This window comes from Marinomonas polaris DSM 16579, assembly GCF_900129155.1.
In the GTDB taxonomy this organism is placed as follows: domain Bacteria; phylum Pseudomonadota; class Gammaproteobacteria; order Pseudomonadales; family Marinomonadaceae; genus Marinomonas; species Marinomonas polaris.
Window position 1 is genome coordinate 19511 of sequence record NZ_FQVF01000031.1, and the last position, 22608, is coordinate 42118.

General features: G+C 44.2%; 21 protein-coding genes. 8 read left to right on the forward strand and 13 right to left on the reverse strand.

Going from position 1 to position 22608, the window contains the following annotated elements:
* Positions 1-285: 285 nt before the first annotated feature.
* Genes pcnB through pgi form a run of 5 tightly spaced genes read left to right on the forward strand, consistent with a single transcriptional unit; the run spans position 286 to position 5583 of the window.
* On the forward strand, positions 286-1740 hold the full coding sequence (gene pcnB / locus BUA59_RS22495; RefSeq protein ID WP_072842327.1) for a polynucleotide adenylyltransferase PcnB: 1455 nt from the start codon (positions 286-288) through the stop codon (positions 1738-1740).
* Between the two features lie 14 nt (positions 1741-1754).
* Positions 1755-2237 carry a 2-amino-4-hydroxy-6-hydroxymethyldihydropteridine diphosphokinase gene (gene folK, locus BUA59_RS22500; protein ID WP_217653773.1) on the forward strand — a complete coding sequence of 161 codons (483 nt, stop codon included), beginning with the start codon at positions 1755-1757 and terminating at the stop codon, positions 2235-2237.
* Between the two features lie 3 nt (positions 2238-2240).
* Positions 2241-3068 carry a 3-methyl-2-oxobutanoate hydroxymethyltransferase gene (gene panB / locus BUA59_RS22505; protein ID WP_072842331.1) on the forward strand — a complete coding sequence of 276 codons (828 nt, stop codon included), beginning with the start codon at positions 2241-2243 and terminating at the stop codon, positions 3066-3068.
* Positions 3065-3913, forward strand: coding sequence for a pantoate--beta-alanine ligase (gene panC, locus BUA59_RS22510; protein ID WP_072842333.1), 849 nt, complete (start codon positions 3065-3067; stop codon positions 3911-3913). Before panB ends, panC begins: the two co-directional genes overlap by 4 nt.
* 23 nt (positions 3914-3936) lie before the next feature.
* Positions 3937-5583: a glucose-6-phosphate isomerase gene (gene pgi, locus BUA59_RS22515; protein WP_072842335.1), complete on the forward strand. Its 1647-nt coding sequence runs from the start codon at positions 3937-3939 to the stop codon at positions 5581-5583.
* Between the two features lie 216 nt (positions 5584-5799).
* Here pgi and BUA59_RS22520 read toward each other — a convergent pair whose 3' ends face one another.
* The 4 genes from BUA59_RS22520 to BUA59_RS22535 all read right to left on the reverse strand — a co-directional run bounded on the left by BUA59_RS22520 (position 5800) and on the right by BUA59_RS22535 (position 8271).
* Positions 5800-6552 (reverse strand): FRG domain-containing protein, encoded by a 753-nt coding sequence (locus tag BUA59_RS22520; protein ID WP_084122659.1) that lies wholly within the window; start codon positions 6550-6552, stop codon positions 5800-5802.
* Between the two features lie 206 nt (positions 6553-6758).
* Positions 6759-7013 (reverse strand): Txe/YoeB family addiction module toxin, encoded by a 255-nt coding sequence (locus tag BUA59_RS22525; protein WP_072842337.1) that lies wholly within the window; start codon positions 7011-7013, stop codon positions 6759-6761.
* Positions 7010-7261, reverse strand: coding sequence for a type II toxin-antitoxin system Phd/YefM family antitoxin (locus BUA59_RS22530; protein ID WP_072842339.1), 252 nt, complete (start codon positions 7259-7261; stop codon positions 7010-7012). Before BUA59_RS22530 ends, BUA59_RS22525 begins: the two co-directional genes overlap by 4 nt.
* A 227-nt stretch (positions 7262-7488) precedes the next feature.
* Positions 7489-8271 carry an AraC family transcriptional regulator gene (locus tag BUA59_RS22535; protein WP_072842341.1) on the reverse strand — a complete coding sequence of 261 codons (783 nt, stop codon included), beginning with the start codon at positions 8269-8271 and terminating at the stop codon, positions 7489-7491.
* Positions 8272-8370: 99 nt separating this feature from the next.
* On the opposite strand from BUA59_RS22535, the gene BUA59_RS22540 reads away from it, so the two are divergent.
* Positions 8371-8634 carry a hypothetical protein gene (locus tag BUA59_RS22540; RefSeq protein ID WP_084122663.1) on the forward strand — a complete coding sequence of 88 codons (264 nt, stop codon included), beginning with the start codon at positions 8371-8373 and terminating at the stop codon, positions 8632-8634.
* Between the two features lie 105 nt (positions 8635-8739).
* Here BUA59_RS22540 and lplA read toward each other — a convergent pair whose 3' ends face one another.
* The 8 genes from lplA to BUA59_RS22580 all read right to left on the reverse strand — a co-directional run bounded on the left by lplA (position 8740) and on the right by BUA59_RS22580 (position 19263).
* The gene (gene lplA / locus BUA59_RS22545) at positions 8740-9753 is read right to left on the reverse strand and encodes a lipoate--protein ligase (RefSeq protein WP_072842343.1); all 1014 of its coding nucleotides are present in this window, start codon (positions 9751-9753) and stop codon (positions 8740-8742) included.
* Positions 9754-9980: 227 nt separating this feature from the next.
* Entirely contained in the window at positions 9981-11873 is a 1893-nt protein-coding gene (locus BUA59_RS22550; protein WP_072842346.1) for a methyl-accepting chemotaxis protein, read from the reverse strand.
* 310 nt (positions 11874-12183) lie between these two features.
* Positions 12184-12660 carry a transcription elongation factor GreA gene (gene greA, locus BUA59_RS22555; protein ID WP_072842347.1) on the reverse strand — a complete coding sequence of 159 codons (477 nt, stop codon included), beginning with the start codon at positions 12658-12660 and terminating at the stop codon, positions 12184-12186.
* Positions 12660-15875 (reverse strand): carbamoyl-phosphate synthase large subunit, encoded by a 3216-nt coding sequence (gene carB / locus BUA59_RS22560; RefSeq protein WP_072842349.1) that lies wholly within the window; start codon positions 15873-15875, stop codon positions 12660-12662. Before carB ends, greA begins: the two co-directional genes overlap by 1 nt.
* Before the next feature lie 23 nt (positions 15876-15898).
* The gene (carA, locus tag BUA59_RS22565; RefSeq protein WP_072842351.1) at positions 15899-17029 is read right to left on the reverse strand and encodes a glutamine-hydrolyzing carbamoyl-phosphate synthase small subunit; all 1131 of its coding nucleotides are present in this window, start codon (positions 17027-17029) and stop codon (positions 15899-15901) included.
* A 262-nt stretch (positions 17030-17291) separates the two neighbouring features.
* Positions 17292-17843: a DJ-1 family glyoxalase III gene (locus BUA59_RS22570; protein WP_012071697.1), complete on the reverse strand. Its 552-nt coding sequence runs from the start codon at positions 17841-17843 to the stop codon at positions 17292-17294.
* Positions 17844-17882: 39 nt separating this feature from the next.
* Positions 17883-18386, reverse strand: coding sequence for a GNAT family N-acetyltransferase (locus BUA59_RS22575; RefSeq protein ID WP_072842353.1), 504 nt, complete (start codon positions 18384-18386; stop codon positions 17883-17885).
* Between the two features lie 31 nt (positions 18387-18417).
* Positions 18418-19263, reverse strand: a complete 846-nt coding sequence (locus BUA59_RS22580; RefSeq protein WP_072842355.1) for a hypothetical protein — start codon at positions 19261-19263, stop codon at positions 18418-18420.
* Between the two features lie 178 nt (positions 19264-19441).
* Here BUA59_RS22580 and BUA59_RS22585 point away from each other — a divergent pair, with 178 nt between their 5' ends.
* Positions 19442-20230 (forward strand): transporter substrate-binding domain-containing protein, encoded by a 789-nt coding sequence (locus BUA59_RS22585; RefSeq protein ID WP_072842356.1) that lies wholly within the window; start codon positions 19442-19444, stop codon positions 20228-20230.
* Between the two features lie 110 nt (positions 20231-20340).
* Positions 20341-21147 (forward strand): amino acid ABC transporter permease, encoded by an 807-nt coding sequence (locus tag BUA59_RS22590; RefSeq protein WP_084122665.1) that lies wholly within the window; start codon positions 20341-20343, stop codon positions 21145-21147.
* 537 nt (positions 21148-21684) lie between these two features.
* Here BUA59_RS22590 and BUA59_RS22595 read toward each other — a convergent pair.
* On the reverse strand, positions 21685-22608 hold a 924-nt coding region (locus BUA59_RS22595), incomplete at its 5' end, for a TIGR03842 family LLM class F420-dependent oxidoreductase (RefSeq protein ID WP_072842361.1).

A 22608-nucleotide genomic window follows, 5' to 3' on the forward strand; every position in this document is an offset into this window, starting at 1 on the left:
AATTGATCTTTTTAGATATACAAGCCTTCGGGCAATGAAAACAATGCAATAATAAAAATAAAACCTGAGTAGAACTGCAGAAGCAGCACCCACTTTGTTTTCGGAACTAGTATCTTCATGTATCCAAAGCGATTATTTTATTTACTGATTAGTAAATATTCAATCGCTTCAGTTATCTCTTCTATATCGACATACCCATTTTGCTCAAACAATACCATTATCCGTGTAACTTTACTTCATCACGTGTAGAATGCCCTTTTCGTTAACTTTAAAATTTGTTGTCTAATGCTTACAGGATTAAAATCTCTGGTACGTAAAGCTACCTCACTGTTTGCCTCTCCAAAGGCACAGACTTACCCTATTATCATCCCTCGCAGCGATCATAGCTTATCTCGACAAAATTTAAGCCCAAATGCCGTAAAAGTATTGTATCGCCTAAATAAAGCGGGTTTCGACGCCTTTCTTGTTGGTGGCTGTGTTCGAGATCATCTTATTGGCATTGAGCCAAAAGATTTTGACGTTGTTACTAATGCCACTCCCGAAGAAGTTCACACCATTTTCTCAAACTCAAGACTCATTGGCCGCCGCTTCAAATTGGTCCATGTAACGTTTGGGCGCGAAATCATCGAAGTCTCAACATTCAGAGCAAATTCAGCTCAAGACGACAATGACGATGACGATACACAAAACACTTCTTTAAAAGGCAAAGACTCGGCACGATCCGCTCACGGTATCGTATTGCGTGATAATGTCTACGGCAATATTGAAGAAGATGCAGAACGCCGCGACTTCACTTTTAATGCCTTATATTACAATGTGAAGGACTTCAGTATTCACGATTACTGTGGTGGCTTAAAAGACATTGAACACAAACAGATTCGCATTATTGGTGACGCTCGTCAGCGTTATCAAGAAGACCCAGTTCGTATGCTGCGCGCAATTCGTTTTGCTGGCAAGCTAGGATTTGAACTAGAAGCTGAAACCGCAGCCCCTATTAAAGAAATGGCACATCTGCTGGATCACATTCCACCAGCGCGCCTATTTGAAGAAGTATTAAAACTGCTTGGTAGCGGCAATGGTATTGAAACATTCCGCTTGCTGCGCCAATACGGCTTGTTCCGTTATTTATTTCCAGACACTGACGCATTACTGCAAAGCGGCTGGAAACGTAATGACATCGACCCAGAAGCTTTCATCCTTCAAGGTCTAAAAAACACCGACGATCGCATCCAAAGCGGTAAGACCACAGCGCCTTATTTCTTATACGCCGTATTACTGTGGCCAAGTGTGGCTCTTCGTCATGAAGAATTCCAAGCACAAGGCATGCCTGCGACGCCGGCATTGCACCAAGCAGCCAATATGGTATTAGACAACCAAGTCGCATCAACCGCTATCCCACGCCGATTCTCAACTCCAATGCGTGAAATCTGGGACATGCAGTACCGACTACCAAAACGCTATGGCAAACGTGCTTTCTTATTGCTTGAACATCCTCGCTTCCGTGCTGGTTTCGACTTCTTACTTATTCGTGAATTAAGTGGTGCAAACCTGGATGGACTAGGCGATTGGTGGGAAAAATTCCAGCATGGCACAGAAAGCCAACAAAGAGAGCTCATCAAAAGCATAGACTTATTTACTAAAGACAACGAAGGCCCGAAGAAACGCCGCCCTCGTCGTCGTAGAAAGAGTAATGGCAACGCGACAAGCACAGCTCCACAAAGTGAAACGTTTGACGAGTAAGAGGATGCGTCTTGATACACGCTTATATTGGCCTCGGCAGTAATCTTGAAAATCCAGTGGTGCAACTTGATCGCGCCATTGACGCCCTAAAGAAACACGACGATTTAAAAAATCTTCGTGTTTCTTCTATTTATGGCAGCAAGCCCGTTGGCCCACAGGATCAACCGGACTATATTAATGCCGTTGCGACATTCGAAACTAATCTCTCCCCTATCGTCCTACTTGATTTATTACAAAGCATAGAACAGTCACAACGTCGAGTAAGAGAACGCCATTGGGGACCGCGCACCCTAGACTTAGATCTGTTATTGTACGGACAAGAAACAATACAGTTACCAAGGCTAACCGTGCCACATCCCTTCATGCTAGAACGAGGGTTTGTCATAAAGCCGCTTAGCGACCTAGCGCCTGATATGCTCTTAGCGAATGGAAAAACCGTTACCGAGCAATTACAGCAACTTGATACCAACGATTTGGTCTTTATCAAAGAAGAATAAATTATGTATTCAGATAACTCTCAAAGAAAACTCACCAAACCAGTTACCTTATCCACGCTTAAAAAAATGAAAGCAGATAAAGAAAAAATTACCTGCCTAACAAGCTATGACGCATCATTTACCAATGTGATGAACGTTGCTGGTGTTGAAACTATTCTGGTTGGCGATTCTCTAGGCATGGTCATACAAGGCCAAGACAGTACATTACCCGTTACCATCGAAGACATGTGCTACCACACGGCGGCAGTAAAACGAGGCAACACTAACGCCTTCATCCTCGCAGATATGTCTTTTATGAGTTACAGCAAGCCTGAACAAGCGCTAGATAACGCGGCAAAACTAATGCAAGCTGGCGCAAACATGGTCAAACTAGAAGGCGGCAGCTGGCTAGCAGACACAGTGAAATTACTGAGCCAACGCGGCATTCCCGTTTGTGCGCATTTAGGCCTTACGCCACAGTCTGTACATAAATTTGGCGGCTATAAAGTACAAGGCAAAAGCCAAGACGCAGCCGACTTATTACTACAAGAATCTTTAGACCTTGTTGCTGCAGGGGCAGACATTCTTCTATACGAATGCATCCCAACAGAACTCGGTAAAATACTTACTGAAGCCGTTTCTGTGCCAACTATCGGCATTGGCGCTGGACACCATACCGATGGCCAAGTTCTGGTAATGCATGACATGATTGGCGTCAATCTAGGCCACACACCAAAATTCGTTAAAAACTTTTTAACTGACGGTCGCAATGTAACGCAAGCCTTTGAAGCCTTCGTACAAGAAGTTAAAGACGTTACATTCCCAGGGCCAGAGCACGGATTCAAATCATGAAAACATTCCATACCGTGGCAGAGCTTCGTATCGCGCTTAAAATAGAACGCTTGAAAGACAAAAGCATTGTGTTTGTCCCAACCATGGGCAATCTGCATGACGGCCATATGTCACTGATTCGCAAAGCGAAAGAAGAAGGTGAAATCATTGTATCTTCTATCTTCGTTAACCCAATGCAGTTTTCGGATCAAAGCGATTTAGAGCGCTACCCAAAAACCTTGGAAGAAGACAAACGCGTTCTTGAAGCCAACGGCTGCAATTACCTGTTTGCACCAGATGCACTAGAAATGTACCCAGACGGCAAACGCAGTCAAACACAAATCGAAGTCGTCGGCATTTCTGACATTCTTTGTGGTGCTTCTCGCCCAGGGCATTTTGTTGGCGTTTCCACAGTCGTGACAAAATTATTTAATATTGTTCAGCCAGACTGCGCCATATTTGGTAACAAAGATTTTCAACAGCTTAAAGTCATTCAAGACATGGTACGTGACCTAAGCTCTAACGTACGTATTATAGGTGTTGATACCGCACGCAACGAAGATGGCCTTGCCATGAGTTCGCGTAATGGCTACTTAACAGAAGAAGAAAGACGCATCGCCCCAACAATTTATCAAACCTTGTTATGGGCAAAAGAAGCGTTAATTGAAAACCGTGCGAGTCACGAGGACATTTGCGAACAAGCTCAGCAGAAGCTTGAAGCAGCTGGTTTCCGTCGTGATTATTTCGAAATCCGCGCACAAGAAAATTTACAAACACCATCAGAAGAAGAGAAGCGCCTCGTCATATTGACGGCGGCATATCTAGGTAAAGCACGCTTAATTGATAACTTGCGTGTAGAGCTATAACTTTGATTTCTAGGGAGATTGTAATGGGCTCACCCACAGAATTGACAGCTTGGCAGAAATTAACAGAGCACAAACAAGAAATGGCATCTGTTAACATGAAGTCCTTGTTTGCAGCAGACCCAAAACGTGCCGAAAAATACACCACACAAGCGGCTGGCTGGACATTGGATTACGCAAAAAACCGCGCCAATGAAAAAACTCTTGGACTACTAACAGACTTAGTAAAAGAAGCGGGCTTAGAAAAAGCAATTAAAGGCATGTTCAGCGGTGCGCACATCAACAACACCGAAGATCGCTCTGTATTGCACATCGCCCTACGTGCTAGCCAAGCGCAAGATTCACTAATGGTCGACGGCGTTAACGTACTAGAAGAAGTTCGCAGCACTCTTAAGCAAATGGAAAAATTTGTTGCGCAGCTACACAGCGGCGAATGGAAAGGTTACACAGGCAAACTCATTACCGACGTTATTTCCATCGGCATCGGTGGTTCTTACCTTGGCCCAAAAGTTGTCGCTGAAGCCTTAACGCCATACGAAAAAGACGGCATTAAAGTACATTTTGTGGCGAACATCGATGGTTCAGACATCACTGGCAAACTGAAGCTAGTGAACCCTGAAACAACCGTTTTTGTGATCTCATCTAAAACCTTCGGCACTTTAGAAACCTTATCTAACGCTAACGCAGCGCGTGATTGGTTCCTAAGCAACGGTGGCTCACAAAGCGACGTCAGTAAACACTTCGCCGCGGTTAGCTCGAATGTAAAAAAAGCCGTCGACTTCGGCATGGCAAAAGAAAATATCTTCCCGATGTGGGATTGGGTTGGCGGACGCTATTCACTTTGGTCTGCAATTGGCTTGCCAGTTGCTATTGCCGTTGGCATGGACAACTTCTACGAATTGCTAGACGGCGCTCATCAAATGGACGAGCACTTCCGTACAGCACCGTTTGAAGAGAATCTACCCGTTATCATGGGCGCGCTTGGCGTGTGGTACATCAACTTCCACAACGCACAAACTCACGCCTTGATTCCTTACGACCATTACCTACGCGCCATGCCAGCTCACATCCAGCAGCTAGACATGGAAAGTAACGGTAAATCGACGCTATTGAATGGCGATGGTGTAGAAACAGACACAGGCCCAATTATCTGGGGTGGCGCTGGCACCAACGGTCAACACGCTTATCACCAGTTATTGCATCAAGGCACACGTCTTGTACCTGTAGACTTTATTGTGCCATTGGCGCCTCACAACCCAATTGGCGAACACCACGCACAATTGTTTGCTAACTGCTTAAGTCAGTCACAAGCCTTGATGGTTGGTAAAACACTTGAGCAAGCGCAGCAAGAACTTCGTGATTCAGGTTCGACAGACGATCAAATCGCCGCTATCGCGCCACACAAAGTGATTCCAGGCAACCGCCCAAGTAATACCCTACTGACTGATAAAATGACACCAGCGACCATTGGTGCCTTGATCGCCCTATACGAGCACCGTACTTTTGTACAAGGCACTATATGGGGAATCAACTCATTCGACCAATGGGGCGTAGAGCTGGGCAAAGTATTGGGAACAGACATCTACAACCGCCTTGTTAGCGACAGCGACAACAGCGCACTGGATGCCTCCACCCAAGCCCTGATCAAAGCGTTCAAAAAAGCTCAATCTTAACCGTTTAGCTTTTTGTACAGCGCTAATAAAAACACCAGCCGAGGCTGGTGTTTTTATTTACATTAGAAACAGAACAAATCGTAGGGCATCATAAGCGACAGCGTAATGTGCCGAAGAAAGCGAAGCTTTCATGTAGGTCGCGGCTTCAGCCCAGCACAGACTTTTGTACATGACACCAAGCCAAGCGGCGTTTCTCTCTCGAAACTATCGCCTACCTCATCGAAACGCCGCTTGGCTTCTACACACATACATTTTTATGTCCCGAGCAACACCTTCTAAGCCAGGGTATATAAAATACGCAGAGACCCCCATCTCCCTTAAAGAACTCCTAATTTCAGCTTTTAAGTGATGTGGAACAATGAGCTTGCGGTGTTTACGAAAAGATGGCTCATTAAAAGGCTCAACACTAAGAAAAAGTACTGTTGATTGATTCAAATAACGCTGATCTTCATATGGAGGCCTTATAAAAGTTCCAGCGTCGGCTACCGTAGGCTGGATAACTAAGGAACTATTTATTTCTTGATCTACATAACACGTCTTTAAATTTATATATTCAATCCGGTCTTCTATCATAGAGTCTTCAACAATATGAATCACGCCATCCCTATCGTCATGACTTTCACTCGCAAAGAATAAAGCAACCAGAGGGTTTGTAGTCCAATCAAGCAATCTGGTTGGACAGCCATAGTGCTGAGCTAAAACCATCCACTCTAATTCACAGCTAGGTTTTTCTCGATTAGCTAGAAACGCTCTAGCACCACGCTTAAACGCTGAAATCACATTTGGTTCATGGCAATCAAAAAAGGCCTTTCCACCCTCAGATAAACCTCGAACTATTGAGGGCAAAAGAGGGTAATCTTGTGATTGCCCTCTAAAAACTTTATCTACCATTCCTTTTACGGGATTAAGATCTTTAATACCATCATGAAAATATAACCAAAATTGATTAAGAGTAAGAGACTCTTCCATTTCTACCTCACTAACAAAAAAGGAGCAGATCCTTAAAATACAGACTATCGTTAATTTTGCTAGCTAATCATCCGAACACTTAAAGTACCCAACCCATTAACACTAAGTTAAACTCATTATTTGATACGATACGGGCAATTTTCCTCAACTTAGTCGCCGAAATTACAGGGATCCTTGTAAAGAGCTATTTAAATTAAACAGAAGCCCTAATAGTGATATCTCAACTGAGCGATCCAAATCGCATCATCTTGATATTTATAAACAATTCGGTGTTCATCATTGATGCGGCGAGACCAATAACCAGCAAGGCCATGTTTTAAAGGTTCTGGTTTACCAATTCCTTCATAAGGTTCGCTCTGAATATCTTTGATTAATAAGTTTATCCGCTTTAATACTTTCTTATCTGTGCCCTGCCAGTAAAGATACTGATCCCAAGCCACAGTTGAAAACGTGAGCCTCACTCGATTAACTCTCTTTCAACACCCTTACCCGCTTCCAGTTCAGCAATAGACTCCAACAAGACTCTGGCGTTCGCTGGCGAACGCAGCAAGTAGGTAGTTTCTTGCATGGACTCATAATCTTCTAACGACATCATCACAACTGGGCTTTCGCTTTTACGCGTGATAATGACTGGCGAATGATCATCACAGACCTTTGCCATCGTTTTAGCCAAATTAGCTCGAGCTGTTGTATAACTGATAGCATCCATAATTCATTTCCTGTACTTAATTCTGTACCACTGAGTATAAAGTAAACACCCAAAGCAAATCAACAGCTAACCCGCAAGCTGCGATCAGTGGAACCATCCTAATCAGGTATCATTCCTGCCACCGCCTTCCAAGCGGAACAAACAGCTACTTTTCAACCAAGTTGTAACAGTGGCTTAGTGGCTTTGGTAACTGTTTATTACTTCCCCTATTCAGCTCAAACAATGAATCAATCGTTATTGAACTGAATATATTGCCCCGGTGTTACCCCCATTACACGACGAAACATGGCAATAAAGGCGCTGACATTTTCATAGCCCAAGGTGAACGCAATATTGGTTACGGGTACGTTGTCGGCCAACATTTCGATAGCGCTCAACACCCTTGCTCGTTGCCGCCATTCAGAAAAACCTAACCCTGTTTGCTCGTTAAAGCGTCGCGCTAAGGTTCTCGAAGACAAGCCAATGGATCTAGCCCATTCCTCTAGACTTCGATTATCTGCAAGGTTAGATAGTAGCCCATCTGTCATCTTTTTCAGGGATGGTAATCCAGGTTGTAGCAAACCAAACAAGGCTTCTGGCAAGTTCACGATTTCATCAAACAACACTTCGGATAAGCGACTTTTCACAGCTTGAGACGTATCGTCAGACCAGCTGGCTGCTCGATGCACTAGCTCTTTTAGTAATGGTGTTGTTTGGAAGGTTTTTGGTGAGCTATCAAGTAATTGGCTTCTTTTTGGGGCAAGGTAAACACTCCAACCTCTAAAAGGGCCATGGGATTTCGCGCCATGCAATGTATTTGGTGGAATCCATACGGTATGGGTTGCAGGAACGACCCACCAACCGGATTCTGTTTGCACCGACAAAAGCCCTTCCAAGCTACCAACCAACTGACCAAATGCATGTCGATGCAGTTCTGTTTCTCTTATTTGATTTTCGATTAACTCTACTGACAAGATTAAGTCAGCATCAGATTGGTGAATAATATCCGCAAACGACAGGGAGTTTTTCATTTTGGCGATTTCTCAGTATTGCTTGTCTTAATTAATGGAGTATAGCCAAAATTCCAGCACTATACTGAGCCCTCATTCATCAATATAAGAGGCTTCATCATGACATCCATTATCAAACCAGAAGACATTTTGCCCGAAGATGTTAACCAAGCTAATCTTGAAGGCATTCACATTCGCAAAGGGACAGTAGCCGCATTTTTGCAAAATGCTAAACTCTGGCAAGACCCAACCACCACCGAGGAAGAAAAATCGAAACTCTTCGAGGCCATTAAAGAGACGCTTCCCTCTCTGCGAGTATTAGGCATGTTTGAGGTGTTCCAGTTTCAAGATAAGACGCTTCAAACTTTAAGTGAAGAACTATAGTTTATCGATTTAGCTTAATTATCAAATTAGAGGCGACCTTGTTACTAATCGTTGCTATCGCCTCTAATCATCAAAGACCTAACTACTGGCCAATCGAATAATTAGCTAAGAAACCGCCTTAACCAACCACTCTTTCATCTCTTCTAAGTCGTTTTTATGGTCTGGAAAATTCTCAATAACCGAGTCGATACATGCCGCAATGGCGTCTGGTCGGTAAGTCACGCCGACGAGTTTTTCTGCAAGCAGCTCAATTGGATCAGGGAATAGGCTGTCGGTGAAAGTTTGCGCGGCGGTAATTTGTGCGTTGCTCAGGTCGAGGTGAATCTCTACGCCGCCCCATTTGAAGCGTTCGTCTAACGTGTGGGTAAATTGCGGTGATTTGCCAAAGTTCCAATCCCAGCTTTGTTGCTGGGCGAATTTTTCAACAAAGCCGGGCAAGTCAGGCAAGGCTTCAGGGGAAATTTCCTCTATGACAGGTACTTCGCCAAAGTATTCACAAAACGCTTCAACAATGGCGTCACATACAAGCTGGTGATCAATAGTCTGATACAAGCTATTTAGATTGGTGACTCGTGAACGTACGGAGGTGATGCCTTTAGACTGGAGCTTTTTCAGATCTGGGTTTAGGTAATTGGCTAAGCGACTTAAATCCGCATGTAACAATAAAGTACCATGATGAAAGCCACGATCTTTGGTTTCTTTGTAGGCGGAGCCTGAGAATTTACGCATCTCTTCACCTTCGCCCACCACTAAATCATTTCGGCCATTGGCGTAACCTTCAATACCTAGCTTCTTCAAGCCTTGCAAAACAATCTCGGTGGAGACTTCTTTGTTGTACTCAGGCTTGCCCGCCATGAAGGTGAAGTTAGTATTGCCCAAATCATGAAAGACCGCTCCGCCACCACTTTGGCGACGAGCAAGGTGAATTTTATCTTGCTCCATCTTGTTGATATTGCATTCTTTCCAAGGATTCTGAGAGCGGCCAATCACCACGGTGTCCGCATTACGCCATAGGAACAACACTCGCTGATCTGCTGGCATGGAGCGAAAAATACAATCTTCCACCGCGAGGTTGAAGTGAGGATCATTGGAATGGGATAGTAGAATTCGGCTGGCCATGGCACTTTCTCGTTTAAGTAACTGTAAATCAGTGCACCCGATGTTAATAACATCTGTTCTTACTTACAACGACTTCGTTAGCAACAAAGACAACAGAACTAAGGATGAAGAGTTATTCTTTGAATAAATACCCGATAAAAAAGGTAAATAATAAAAAGGGGAATCACTGTGAGTGATTCCCCTTTTTAAATTAACGCTTTTAAATAAGTGTTTAAAAATGAGTACTTTTAAAGTCTAAATTTAGCGACTTCTTGATTTATTTGTCGTCCCAAGTCATGCAGTTTTTTAGCTTGTTCGGCGGCAAGTTTACTTGCTTCCGACATCTCATCACCAACACCTCGAATGGTTTCAGTATTGCGGCTAATTTCGAGTGTAACGGAAGATTGTTCTTCAGCAGCAGTCGCTATTTGTGCTGCCATATCATTGATTTGATTAATGGACTCAAGAATCTGACCTAAACTTAAGTTTGCTTCCTCTGCATCAGAAACGCTCTGGTTAGCCATCTCCTTACCTTTATCAGTTGCTTTAACAGCGCTTTCTGCAGCAGCTTGCAAAGACTCTATCATGCCTTGAATTTCTTGAGTTGAGCTATGAGTACGTTGCGACAAAACCCTTACCTCATCAGCCACCACAGCAAAACCACGACCTTGTTCACCTGCCCGAGCAGCCTCAATCGCTGCGTTTAGTGCAAGTAGATTGGTTTGCTCAGATATGCCGCTAATGGTTGATAGAATAGAGTTGATACTCTGTACATGCTTATTTAAATCGCCAATTATTTGGCTTGCTCGACCTACTTCTTCGGCTAAGGTTTCTGTCGAACGCTGACTTTTCTCAACTTCTTTGCGACCTTTTTCACTTACGGTGACACAGCTTCTTGCCGAATAAGCAGTTTGCTCTGCATTAGACGATATTTCTTGGGTAGCTGCCGCCATCTCAGTCACGGCAGTCGCTACCATGTGAATTTCACTTTGATGGCGCTGCAACCTATCGTTTTGCTGATCTGAAACTTTCGATACACCACTTGCTTCAGACAACAAGTCCTTAGACGTATCACTCAACCGGCTAATGATGCCATGCAGTTGTCCGACAAACCGATTGAAACTCGTTGCCAATTGACCAATCTCATCGCCACTTTTAACCTCTAAACGAATCGTTAAATCACCATTACCATTAGCAATTTCATCTAAGTTTTTAGTAATAGCACTGAGATTTTTCAACATCATTTTCAATAACAAAGACATGATAATCAAAATAACTGCCAAGATAATAAAGCTGATGATAACTTGGCTTATAAGCTGACTGCGTACTGGAGCAAATAATGTCTCTTTATCCATTACTAAAATAAGAGACCAATTTGAATTAGGGATAGCTGTCACATAAATAAGACGGTCACGGCCGTCTAATGACATATCTTGAAGCGTACGTTTAGCAACAATTTTTTCTAAAAGAGTACCTGCAAAATTTTCATTTAGTTCTGAGGCTTTTTTACTTTGTAGTTTTGAATCCGGATGCGCAACTATTTGGTCACTTTTATCAACCACTATGGCATAACCGTCACCAGGCACTTTGAGTTTATTAACAAATACCGTGAGTTGTTCCAAGGTAAGGTTGGCGCCAATAGCACCGATAAACTGACCATCTTTGTTTACTGCTTCGGATAATGTGACAACGTATTCATTGGTACTAGCGGAAACAAATGGAGAAGCCAAGAATCGACCATTAGCCTCTTTTGCACCCTTATACCAACTGCGCACTCTTGGGTCATAATTAGGTGGGTTTAAGTTAGGGTCATTACGGTACATTTCCCCCTTTTCGTTACCATAGTAAGTAATCGAGAAGCCTAAGCCCTCTCTGACTTGATCTAACAATATATAGGGTTGAATGTCGGGGTATTCTGAAATTGTCTTGGCAAGCTTGCTTACCGCATTTTGTCTATCTTTCAGCCAGTTCCCAACGTTATCACTAAATACTTCGGATACTAGATCAACTTCCTCTTCCAGTGCTGACTCAATATTCTTTTGTAATGTAGTAACACTCTGAATAACTAAAGCAACAAAAAATACAAAGAAACAAATAACAGTAATGATAAGAATTTTTTTACGTAATGAGAAATTTTTCATAATACCAACCCATCGATTAAATCAAGGATCAAAACAACATGCTTGCACATGTGCCAATTACATTTATTTTAATTTTTAAGAGAAATGAAAATTACCTTATATAAAACATCAACTAGTACTATCGCCCAATAGGCACCAAAATTCATCATAGGTTAAGAAATAAACCGAAGTCAAAACAACTTAGTTAATTATTGTGAAATAATAGCCAAGCTTTGTGTCCAAATGATTACGACCAACCTATAAATTCAAGCCATAAAAAAACCACGATGCTTTCACATCGTGGTTTTTAGAAGCAAGCCTTTAATACCTATTATAGGTATTCGACTTTCTCGATTTCGTAAACAACTTCACCACTAGGAACTTGAATGGCAACTTCGTCACCTTCCTCTTTCCCAATAATGGCTTTCGCGATAGGTGAAGCGTAAGAAATTTTCTTCACTTTCACATCCGCTTCATCATCGCCGACAATCTTATAAGTAACCGTTTCTTCGGTATCTACATTAAACAGTGTTACTGTCGTGCCGAAAATTACTTTAGACGATACAGGCAAAGATTTAACGTCAATCACTTGTGAATCTGCAAGTTTACCTTCGATCTCTTTAATTCGACCTTCAGCAAATCCCTGTTCTTCACGAGCGGCGTGATACTCTGCGTTTTCTTTTAAGTCGCCATGCTCACGCGCGGTTGCGATATCCGCAATCACGCGAGGACGGACGACAGTTTTCAAGTGATTTAGCTCTTCTCGAAGACGAGCTTCACCTTCTACTGTCATTGGTACTTTTTTCATTATTTCCCCAAGTGCAAATCTTGCAGTCTTCTAACTTTCGTTTCACCTGTTAGGCTAATCGCCATACTCGTTGCTTCAGCACCAGCCAATGTCGTAGTGTAACAAACCTTGCGCTGTAAAGCTGTACGACGAATAACAGAAGAATCTGCAATCGCTTGCGTACCAGACGTAGTGTTGATGATGTAATCAATTTCGCCATTTTTCATCATATCAACGATATGAGGACGACCTTCATTCACCTTATTCACTTTGCGAACTTCAACGCCGCGCTCAGTTAGGTATTTAGCTGTGCCTTCGGTACCGACAAGGTCAAATCCTAGTTCAGCCAAGCGACGAGCAACGTCTACTGCACCTTCTTTGTCCATATCGCGAACACTGATAAAAGCACGACCTGATGTAGGCAATTCAGTACCGCCACCAAGAACCGCTTTACCGAAAGCTTCAGCGAAGGTATCACCCACGCCCATCACTTCGCCCGTAGACTTCATTTCAGGCCCAAGAATCGGATCGACACCTTGGAACTTGTTGAATGGGAAAACGGCTTCTTTCACGCTGTAGTAAGAAGGAATGATTTCTTTGGTGAAACCAAGCTCTTCCAGTGTTTTACCTGACATAACCAATGCAGCAACTTGCGCCAAAGAACGACCGATACACTTAGAAACGAAAGGCACAGTACGTGATGCACGAGGGTTAACCTCAATTACGTAGATTTCGCCATCCTGAATCGCAAGCTGAGTGTTCATCAAACCGACAACGCCAAGTTCTAGCGCCATGTTTTTGATCATCTCACGAATGTCGTCTTGCACTTCTTTAGACAAAGAATATGGTGGCAAAGAACACGCAGAGTCACCTGAGTGAACGCCAGCTTGTTCGATATGTTGCATGATGCCGCCGATAACCACTTGATGGCCATCACAGATACAATCGATATCAATCTCAATCGCCGCATTCAAGAAGTGGTCTAGCAGAACAGGGCTGTCGTTAGACACTTTCACAGCGCTGGTCATGTAACGCATCAATTCTTTTTCGTTATAAACGATTTCCATCGCACGGCCACCCAATACATAGGATGGACGCACCACAAGTGGATAGCCGATAACTGCGGCTTTCGCTGCAGCTTGATCAACACTACGCACTGTCGCGTTATGAGGCTGTTTGTAACCTAAACGTTGGATCATGCTTTGGAAACGCTCACGATCTTCTGCACGGTCAATAGACTCAGGTGTTGTACCAATGATTGGCACACCTTCGTTTTGCAAAGCACGAGCAATTTTCAGTGGTGTTTGACCACCGAATTGAACGATTACGCCTTTTGGTTTTTCTTTACGAACGATTTCTAACACGTCTTCAAGCGTTACTGGCTCGAAGTACAAACGGTCAGATGTGTCGTAATCAGTAGATACAGTTTCAGGGTTACAGTTCACCATAATGGTTTCGTAACCGTCTTCACGTAGACCTAACGCTGCGTGTACACAGCAGTAGTCAAACTCGATACCTTGACCGATGCGGTTCGGGCCACCACCAAGGATGATGATTTTTTCACGATCCGTTGGCGCAGCTTCACACTCGTCTTCGTACGTTGAGTACATATACGCTGTATTAGTGGCAAATTCTGCTGCACAGGTATCAACACGCTTGTAAACTGGATGAACGTTCATTAAGTAACGACGCTCACGCATAGACTTTTCAGTCACACTTAACAAGCTAGCAAGACGCGCATCAGAAAAGCCTTTACGCTTCAAACGACGAATTACGTCGTAAGTCATGTCTATCAGACCTTTGTCTGCCAACGCTGCTTCTTCTTTGATCAAGTCTTCGATTTGCACCAAGAACCAATGATCAACACCTGTTGCTTCGTAAACTTCGTCGACTGTCATACCAGAACGGAAGGCATCACCGATGTACCAAATACGGTCAGAACCAGGAGATTGAAGCTCGTAAGCCAATTTCTCTTTGCTGTTTTCTTCAGCAAAATCCAACTGAGGATTGAAGCCATCAGAACCAACTTCTAAGCCGCGCAATGCTTTTTGCAAAGACTCTTGGAAAGTACGGCCAATCGCCATAACTTCACCAACAGACTTCATTTGCGTGGTTAGACGATCATTCGCTGTTGGGAATTTTTCGAACGTGAAACGAGGAATCTTAGTCACAACGTAGTCGATTGCTGGCTCGAAGCTCGCTGGAGTTTGGCCACCAGTGATGTCGTTTTGCAACTCATCAAGGGTGTAACCAATCGCCAATTTTGCTGCGATTTTTGCAATTGGGAAACCTGTCGCTTTCGATGCCAAAGCAGACGAACGAGATACACGAGGGTTCATCTCGATAACCACAAGACGACCTGTTAGAGGATCCATACCGAACTGTACGTTGGAACCACCCGTTTCTACGCCGATCTCACGTAATACCGCCAAAGAAGCGTTACGCATGATTTGATATTCTTTATCCGTCAAGGTTTGTGCTGGCGCTACTGTAATGGAGTCACCAGTGTGAACACCCATTGCGTCGAAGTTTTCAATCGCACAAACGATGATGCAGTTGTCTTTTTTGTCGCGGACAACTTCCATTTCGTACTCTTTCCAACCGATCAAAGATTCATCGATTAGCAATTCGTTGGTTGGAGACAAATCCAAACCACGAGTACAGATTTCTTCGAACTCTTCCATGTTGTACGCGATACCACCACCGGTACCACCCATGGTGAAAGAAGGACGAATAATACAAGGAAAGCCTACTTCAGCTTGAACTTTAAGCGCTTCTTCCATGTTATGGGCAATACCCGCACGTGGACACTCAAGACCAATCGCACGCATCGCTTTATCAAAACGGCTACGATCTTCTGCTTTGTCGATAGCGTCAGCTGTCGCACCGATCATCTCAACATTGTATTTTGCTAGAACACCGTGACGCTCAAGATCCAACGCACAGTTCAATGCAGTTTGACCACCCATCGTCGGTAGAACCGCATCGGGGCGCTCTTTTTCAATGATTTTTTCTACTGTTTTCCATTCAACTGGCTCAATGTAAGTCGCATCCGCCATCGATGGGTCTGTCATGATGGTCGCTGGGTTTGAGTTCACCAGAATAACGCGAATACCTTCTTCACGCAGCGCTTTACACGCTTGCGCACCAGAATAGTCAAACTCACAAGCCTGACCGATAACAATAGGGCCTGCACCTAAAATTAAGACGCTTTTTATGTCAGTACGTTTTGGCATAATATTTCGCTCCGCTCCTACTTTTAGGCTTTAGTGGCTTTGATGTTTTCAATGAACTGATCGAACAAGGGTGCAACATCATGTGGCCCCGGGCTCGCTTCAGGGTGACCTTGGAAGCTGAATGCACTCTTATCTGTACGCGCGATGCCTTGCAAAGAGCCATCGAACAAAGATTTGTGAGTCATCACAAGGTTAGCTGGCAAAGTGTCTTCGTCTACCGCAAAACCGTGGTTTTGGCTGGTGATCATCACTGTGCCCTTTTCAATAGCTTGTACCGGATGGTTTGCACCGTGGTGACCAAACTTCATTTTCTTAGTTTTCGCGCCAGAAGCCAAAGCCAAAAGCTGATGTCCAAGACAAATACCAAAGACAGGAATCTCTGTTTCTAGGATTTCTTTAATAGCTTGAATCGCGTAGTCACATGGCTCTGGGTCACCAGGTCCATTAGATAGGAATACGCCATCTGGATTCATCGCCAAAACGTCACTTGCTGGAGTTTTTGCTGGCACAACAGTTAAACGGCAACCGCGCTCAACCAACATACGAAGAATGTTGCGTTTCACACCGAAGTCATAAGCAACCACGTGGAAATCGAAAGATTCTGGCGTAGAGTGGCCCTTCACAAGATCCCAAGTAGACTCAGTCCACTCGTATGCTTTCTCAACCGTTACTTCTTTCGCTAGATCCATGCCTTTCAAGCCTGGGAAAGCTTTGGCAGCAGCAACCGCAGCCGCTTCATCTAGGTTTTCACCTGCCATGATGCAACCTGCTAGCGCGCCTTTTTCTCGTAGAATACGTGTCAATTTACGAGTATCAATGTCGGCAATACCAACCACGCCTTTGCGCTTCAAGTAAGAATCTAGAGATTCTTGTGAGCGCCAGCTGCTAGCAACCAAAGGAAGATCACGAATAATCAAACCTTCACACCAAATTTTGTCGGATTCTTCGTCTTCAGAGTTAACGCCAGTATTCCCGATGTGGGGATAGGTCAAGGTGACCATTTGTCGAGCATAGGAAGGATCAGTAAGAATTTCTTGATAACCGGTCATCGAGGTGTTAAATACTACCTCGGCCGTTGAGGAGCCATCTGCTCCGATCGACACCCCTTTAAAAATAGTGCCGTCTTCCAGAGCCAGAATCGCTGATGTTGCCAAAGGAACCTCCCATTTAGAGACTATCAGGTTGCAAAAAAGCGAGATAAACCGGCGGCTCATCTCGCTTTTAAGAAATTGCGTTTTTGCCGTTCTTCCAATGATGGATAACCAATGGATCTCGCGTTCAAAAAATCTGCCTAATTCTACTCTTATACGGCTTTTGCGTCCACCGAATTGCCGAGAAAACAGGCAAAAACACGGAATTTGAACGCATTTTTTCTTGACTTCTTAGTCAAGAATAAGAATAGAGCAAAATAACCTCTTAGCACAACAATCCATCAGCTACATTTTTGGCAGCGTCGTAACCATTTAAGTTACCTAATACAGTCAATGAAAAAACCATCGCTGCGGCAGGCCCTTTGCCTGTCAAAATGTTACCGTCCATTACTACAGGTTCATTGGCAATGTATTCTGCACCAATCAATCCATCTTCAAAGCCTGGGTAACAAGTCGCTTGTTTATCTACCACAAAACCATGAGTACCAAACACCACAGCGGGTGACGCACAGATAGCCGCTAATAAAGCATCTTGGATGTCATGTTTTTCCAATATATCGATTAGCAACTCGCAGTCACGCAAATGCTCAGCACCTGGCATACCGCCAGCTAACACCACAGCGTCAAAAATTTGCTCGCCAACCTCGGTCAATAAAACATCAGCTTCTAGCTTAGTGCCGTGTGCCATAACAATCTGTTTTGACTCATGAATACTCGCCACAGTGACTTCTACACCACCACGTCGCAACACATCGATAATCGTAATGGCTTCAATATCTTCATTGCCATTAGCAATCGGAACCAATACCTTGCTCATACCTTACCTCTTTCAGATACATTAAATTCATAAAAGCTTTCATGCGACTACTGCGTTTAAAAACTTTTCTATTTTTAGCGTAAACAAACATGCCGCTTCGTGGCCTTGTTCTGTTTGTCCTTTTTTTTCTATTTGATAGTAATTTTTTCGGCGACCAACCTGTTCGAATCCTAACGATTCGTACAGGGAAATGGCTCCTAGATTCGACTCGCGCACTTCCAATAACAGCTCACTGACATCTTGCTGCGCGACCGCTTCTGACCAAACTATCATCAACTGTCTGGCTAGCCCCTGTCTACGGACAGAGGAATCAATCACAATTAATTCTAATTCGGATTGATCAAGCACCACCGAAGCAGTTAACCAACCAACGATCGATTTTTGCGTCGCATCACCTAATTCAATAACCCAATTTTTGCGCGTTTGTAACGCATCAGCGACCAAATTTTCACCCCAAGGGTGAGGGTTAGACAAGGCATCAAGTTGGATAATAGGCAATAAATCTGACTCAATAGCCAGACGAATAGAAACAGAAGGAATCATAAAATTGAACGCTTCATTAAAGGCAAAAAGATTAACGGAAAAAGCTGGATTGCATCACTTGCCACGCGTCCTTGCGCAGTTCAGGAATACGATACAATTCAGACAAACTTACGATGTGCGCAGTAGGATATTGTTTTAAAAAGCTTTCAGGCGGTAAATCTTCCACCAACTGAGTAATTTGCGCACCAGCCAGCACTAACCATGGTGTTTCAGGGAAGTCTTTTACCAAACGGCCCACATAGCTTTCTAAAGCGCCAAACAACCAATCGGTACGATTCAAAAAATACGGATTTCGTAATTGCCCCGGCCAAGTAAACGCACTGCCCTGCCATTCATCAATAGGCTGTTTTAAAAGCGCTTGCCCCATTTTTAACGCCAAACGCTCAATGTCTTCTGCTTGGGTAAATACTTGAGGTACATCACTTAGAATCAAAAGCTTATTAGACAAGGCGTAAGCATGAATATTCAATCGCGTAATTTGGGTGTTCAGCGTTGGATCTGGCTCAACCACAATATCGACAGCCAATTCTTCAATTGGCTGCAAATCTTCGACAATAATTTCCGGTCCCGCATTTAACTGCTCACGAAGGTTATGAACCAAGGGCTCTTTTTCTTCTGGCGATAATTTAGGCATTGGAGCGGGAACAGGCTCAGCAGATCTAAACCCGGCTGAAGGCTGATCGCGATAAGAGTCTGCAAAGGAAGAGTTGGACGGCGCGTCCATATCAATAGGCCAAGGCTGAACCGGCATGAAAACCGTACCCGAAACACTGTCCGTGGCAGACTCATTTTTATCAATAGACAACCAGGACACCACGCCCATTTGCGCTAAGCAATGGGTTTGAAAAGCCTGTTGAGGTGGTAATTCGCGGGACATAGTAACCTTAATCGCAGCCTAAAAAATGCACATTCATCGATTTAAATACTGGTAAGCAAATATACTCGCTTACGCCACCAGATGCCACTTGATGGCCTAAAGCTTGCTAGAGATCTTTGCACTATGGCTGTGTATAATCACAACCAATTTAAAGCAACCCCATAAAAGGTATGAAAACATGGTGTCTTTGTTATCTCGTTTGATGGTTATCGCTGCCGTTTCGATCAGCAGCTTCAGCTTCGCTGACAACTTGCCTGATCTTAAAGGCCGCACTATTTTAGCCGTCACCGAAAATGCCTACACACCTCTTAACTTTGTCGATCCAGCAACGGGCGAAGGCATTGGTTGGGAGTACGATGCCATGAACGAAATTGGCAAGCGCCTAAACGCTAACATTGAATGGCACCTAAGTAGCTGGGACACCATGATCCAAGCCGTCAAACAGGGCCAATACGATGTCGGTATGGACGGCATCACAATTAATGAAGAACGCGCCGCGCAAATTGACTTCACCATTCCTTACATGACCTCTCAACAGTTCATGTTGGTTCGTGCCGATGAAAAACGCTTTAATGATGCCAAATCCTTTGCCGCCAACCCAGATCTACAATTTGGTGCACAAGCTGGCACCACCAACTTTTATGTAGCCGTCTACGATGTGCTTGATGGCGATGAAAACAACTCACGCATCACCTTGTTAGACACCTTTGGCGCATCCGTTCAAGCGCTGAAATCTAGCGATGTCGACAGCGTACTAATGGACGCCGCGTCTGCCCGTGGTTACATCGGCGCCAATCCTGGCGCATTCAAAATTGTTGGCGGCCCGTTGGGCTCTGAAGATTTTGGCTTCATTTTGGCTCCGGGTTCAGACCTTGTTAAGCCGATCAATGCGGCAATCGAAAGCATGAAAAAAGACGGCACCTTAGAAGCCCTGAACAAAAAATGGTTCTTCGACTATAACCGCTAAAAAAACCAGTAAATAGAAACAACAAACGCACAGCAACGGATCTTATACTTTTATAGCGATCCGTTTTTTTATTGTTAACCACCAAGGAACGGTCTTGCTATGAATGTATTATGCCCTTAAAAAAATCCCTAGAACGCACGCCTTGGTGGCTCGTCACCATCATTATTATTGCTCTGGTTCTGTTATGGAACATGGTGTCTGACCAAAGCTACCAGCGCATAGCGAGCGCACTAAGCGAAGGCTTACTCACCACAATAGGTGTAACATTCACCGCTTTTATACTAGCAAGTTTTCTTGGGTTATTAATTGCACTGGCAGGATTTTCTCGTCATCGCATACTTCGTGAATTCGCCCGTTTTTATGTAGAAATCTTCCGCGGCGTGCCCGTTCTCGTACTGCTGTTCTACATAGCCTTTGTCGGCGCACCAGAAATGGTGAAATTCTATAACTGGGCATTACAAATGCCGATTGAAGCAGGCTGGATAGAAAAGGCTCGCACACGAGACTTTACTCTTCTATGGCGCGCCATTATTGCCCTTGCCATTAGTTACAGCGCCTTCATTGCAGAAGTCTTCCGCGCAGGCATTCAAGAAGTTGGCAAAGGACAAATAGAAGCAGCAAAAGCATTAGGCTTATCCAACTGGCACCGCTTCCGCCTTATCACTCTACCCCAAGCCATGCGTAAAATCTTACCTCCCCTTGGCAACGACCTAGTCGCCATGATCAAAGACTCCGCACTCGTTTCAGTACTCGGCGTGCAAGACATCACCCAACTCGGCAAAGTATTCAGCTCCTCCACCTTCCAATTCTTCGAAACCTACAACGTCGTCGCCTTCATGTATCTCGTACTCACACTCAGCTTATCGCTACTGATACGCGCCTTTGAAACACACCTAAGACGCAACGATCATCATTGACTAGAGACTAGCTCCTCCCCCTGCTAAGGGGAAAGGTTTACTCTCTTCTTTGGGTTCCATTCAAACACTTTGTATTCCCGACCTTTATTCCGCCCTGCTGGGCGTGTAACTTTTTGCTAGCGCCCAAAAACTTCAATTTAAAGAAAAGCAAAAATTCGCTTTAAGACCTTTAATGCCTGATTTTTTTCATAGGCGCATGATTGCTTCCTACGCTCCTTGTATCGTAAGGCATAGATTGTTTTTACTGCTGTGGGACAGGATATTTTTAACTGACTCTGAAACTCCATAAGGTCGCGCAATCAGGATTGCGTCGAAGTAACTTATTCGGGTTTTCAAGTTCAGAAGGCTAAGTCAACTAATCACTAAATCATCTCCCCCTTTCTTCAAGGGGAGATGATATCTTGTATCGTAGACAAAAGGAGAAGGAACAGAGATGCATTCGCCGACGGCCTAAACATCATGGGCGAATAACATTCCAACGAGGGAGGCGGTAGTTTCGAGGAGGAATGTTATTCGCTCAATTATTACAACAACTGCTTAGCCATTAAAAACGGGGATAATCTCTCTGCCGTATTTGGCGATAATTTCTTCTTCGTCGCCGCTGTCTAGGTAGATGTTGAACTGCGTGGTTCCTGCCGTTTCTAGGTCTTTGATCTTGGCAATATGATCTTCAACGGTTCCCAATACACAGAAGCTTTTGACGATATCTTCAGTGATGAAGTCCAAGAATGGGTTGTCGCTTTGACCGTGTTTCGAGTAATCGTAACCACGACGTTTTTCGATGTAATCCGTTAAGCTTTTTGGCACTAAACCTGAATCACTGCCATATTGTTCAACGATATCCGCCACATGGTTACCCACCATGGCAGGGAACCATTTGGTGTGCTCGATACAATAATTCATATCACCAAAGTAAGCTGGCGCAGCAGCTTGGACTTTGAAGTTAGACATATCGCGTCCGGCAGCTTCACCAGCGTTAATGGCTTGATCTTTAAACCATTTCACCAAATCAGGATCACCAATTTGCAAAATCAAACCATCGCCAACTTCACCAGCGGTGGCTAAAGCTTTCGGGCCATAAGCGCCAATCCAAACTGGTAATTCGTAGCCTGTCGCCCAAGGCAGTTTAACGGGTTCAGGACATTCGCCATATTCCACTTCTTCGCCGCGCACCATGGCTTTTACCTTGGTAGTAAATTCCGCAAGGCGCGCTAATGTCGCTGGTTTTTTGCCCATGACACGCATGGAAGAATCGCCACGACCAAGACCGATATCGAAACGACCATTACTTTGATGCGCCAAGCTCGCGTACAAGCTGGCTGACAAAGACCAGTCACGAATATTTGGGTTGGTCACACAAGGACCAAAACGCATGGTTTTGGTGTGCTCCATACACATTGCCATGGCCACAAACGACTCACGCCAAAGAATATGAGAATCGTAAAACCAGCAGTAAGTGAA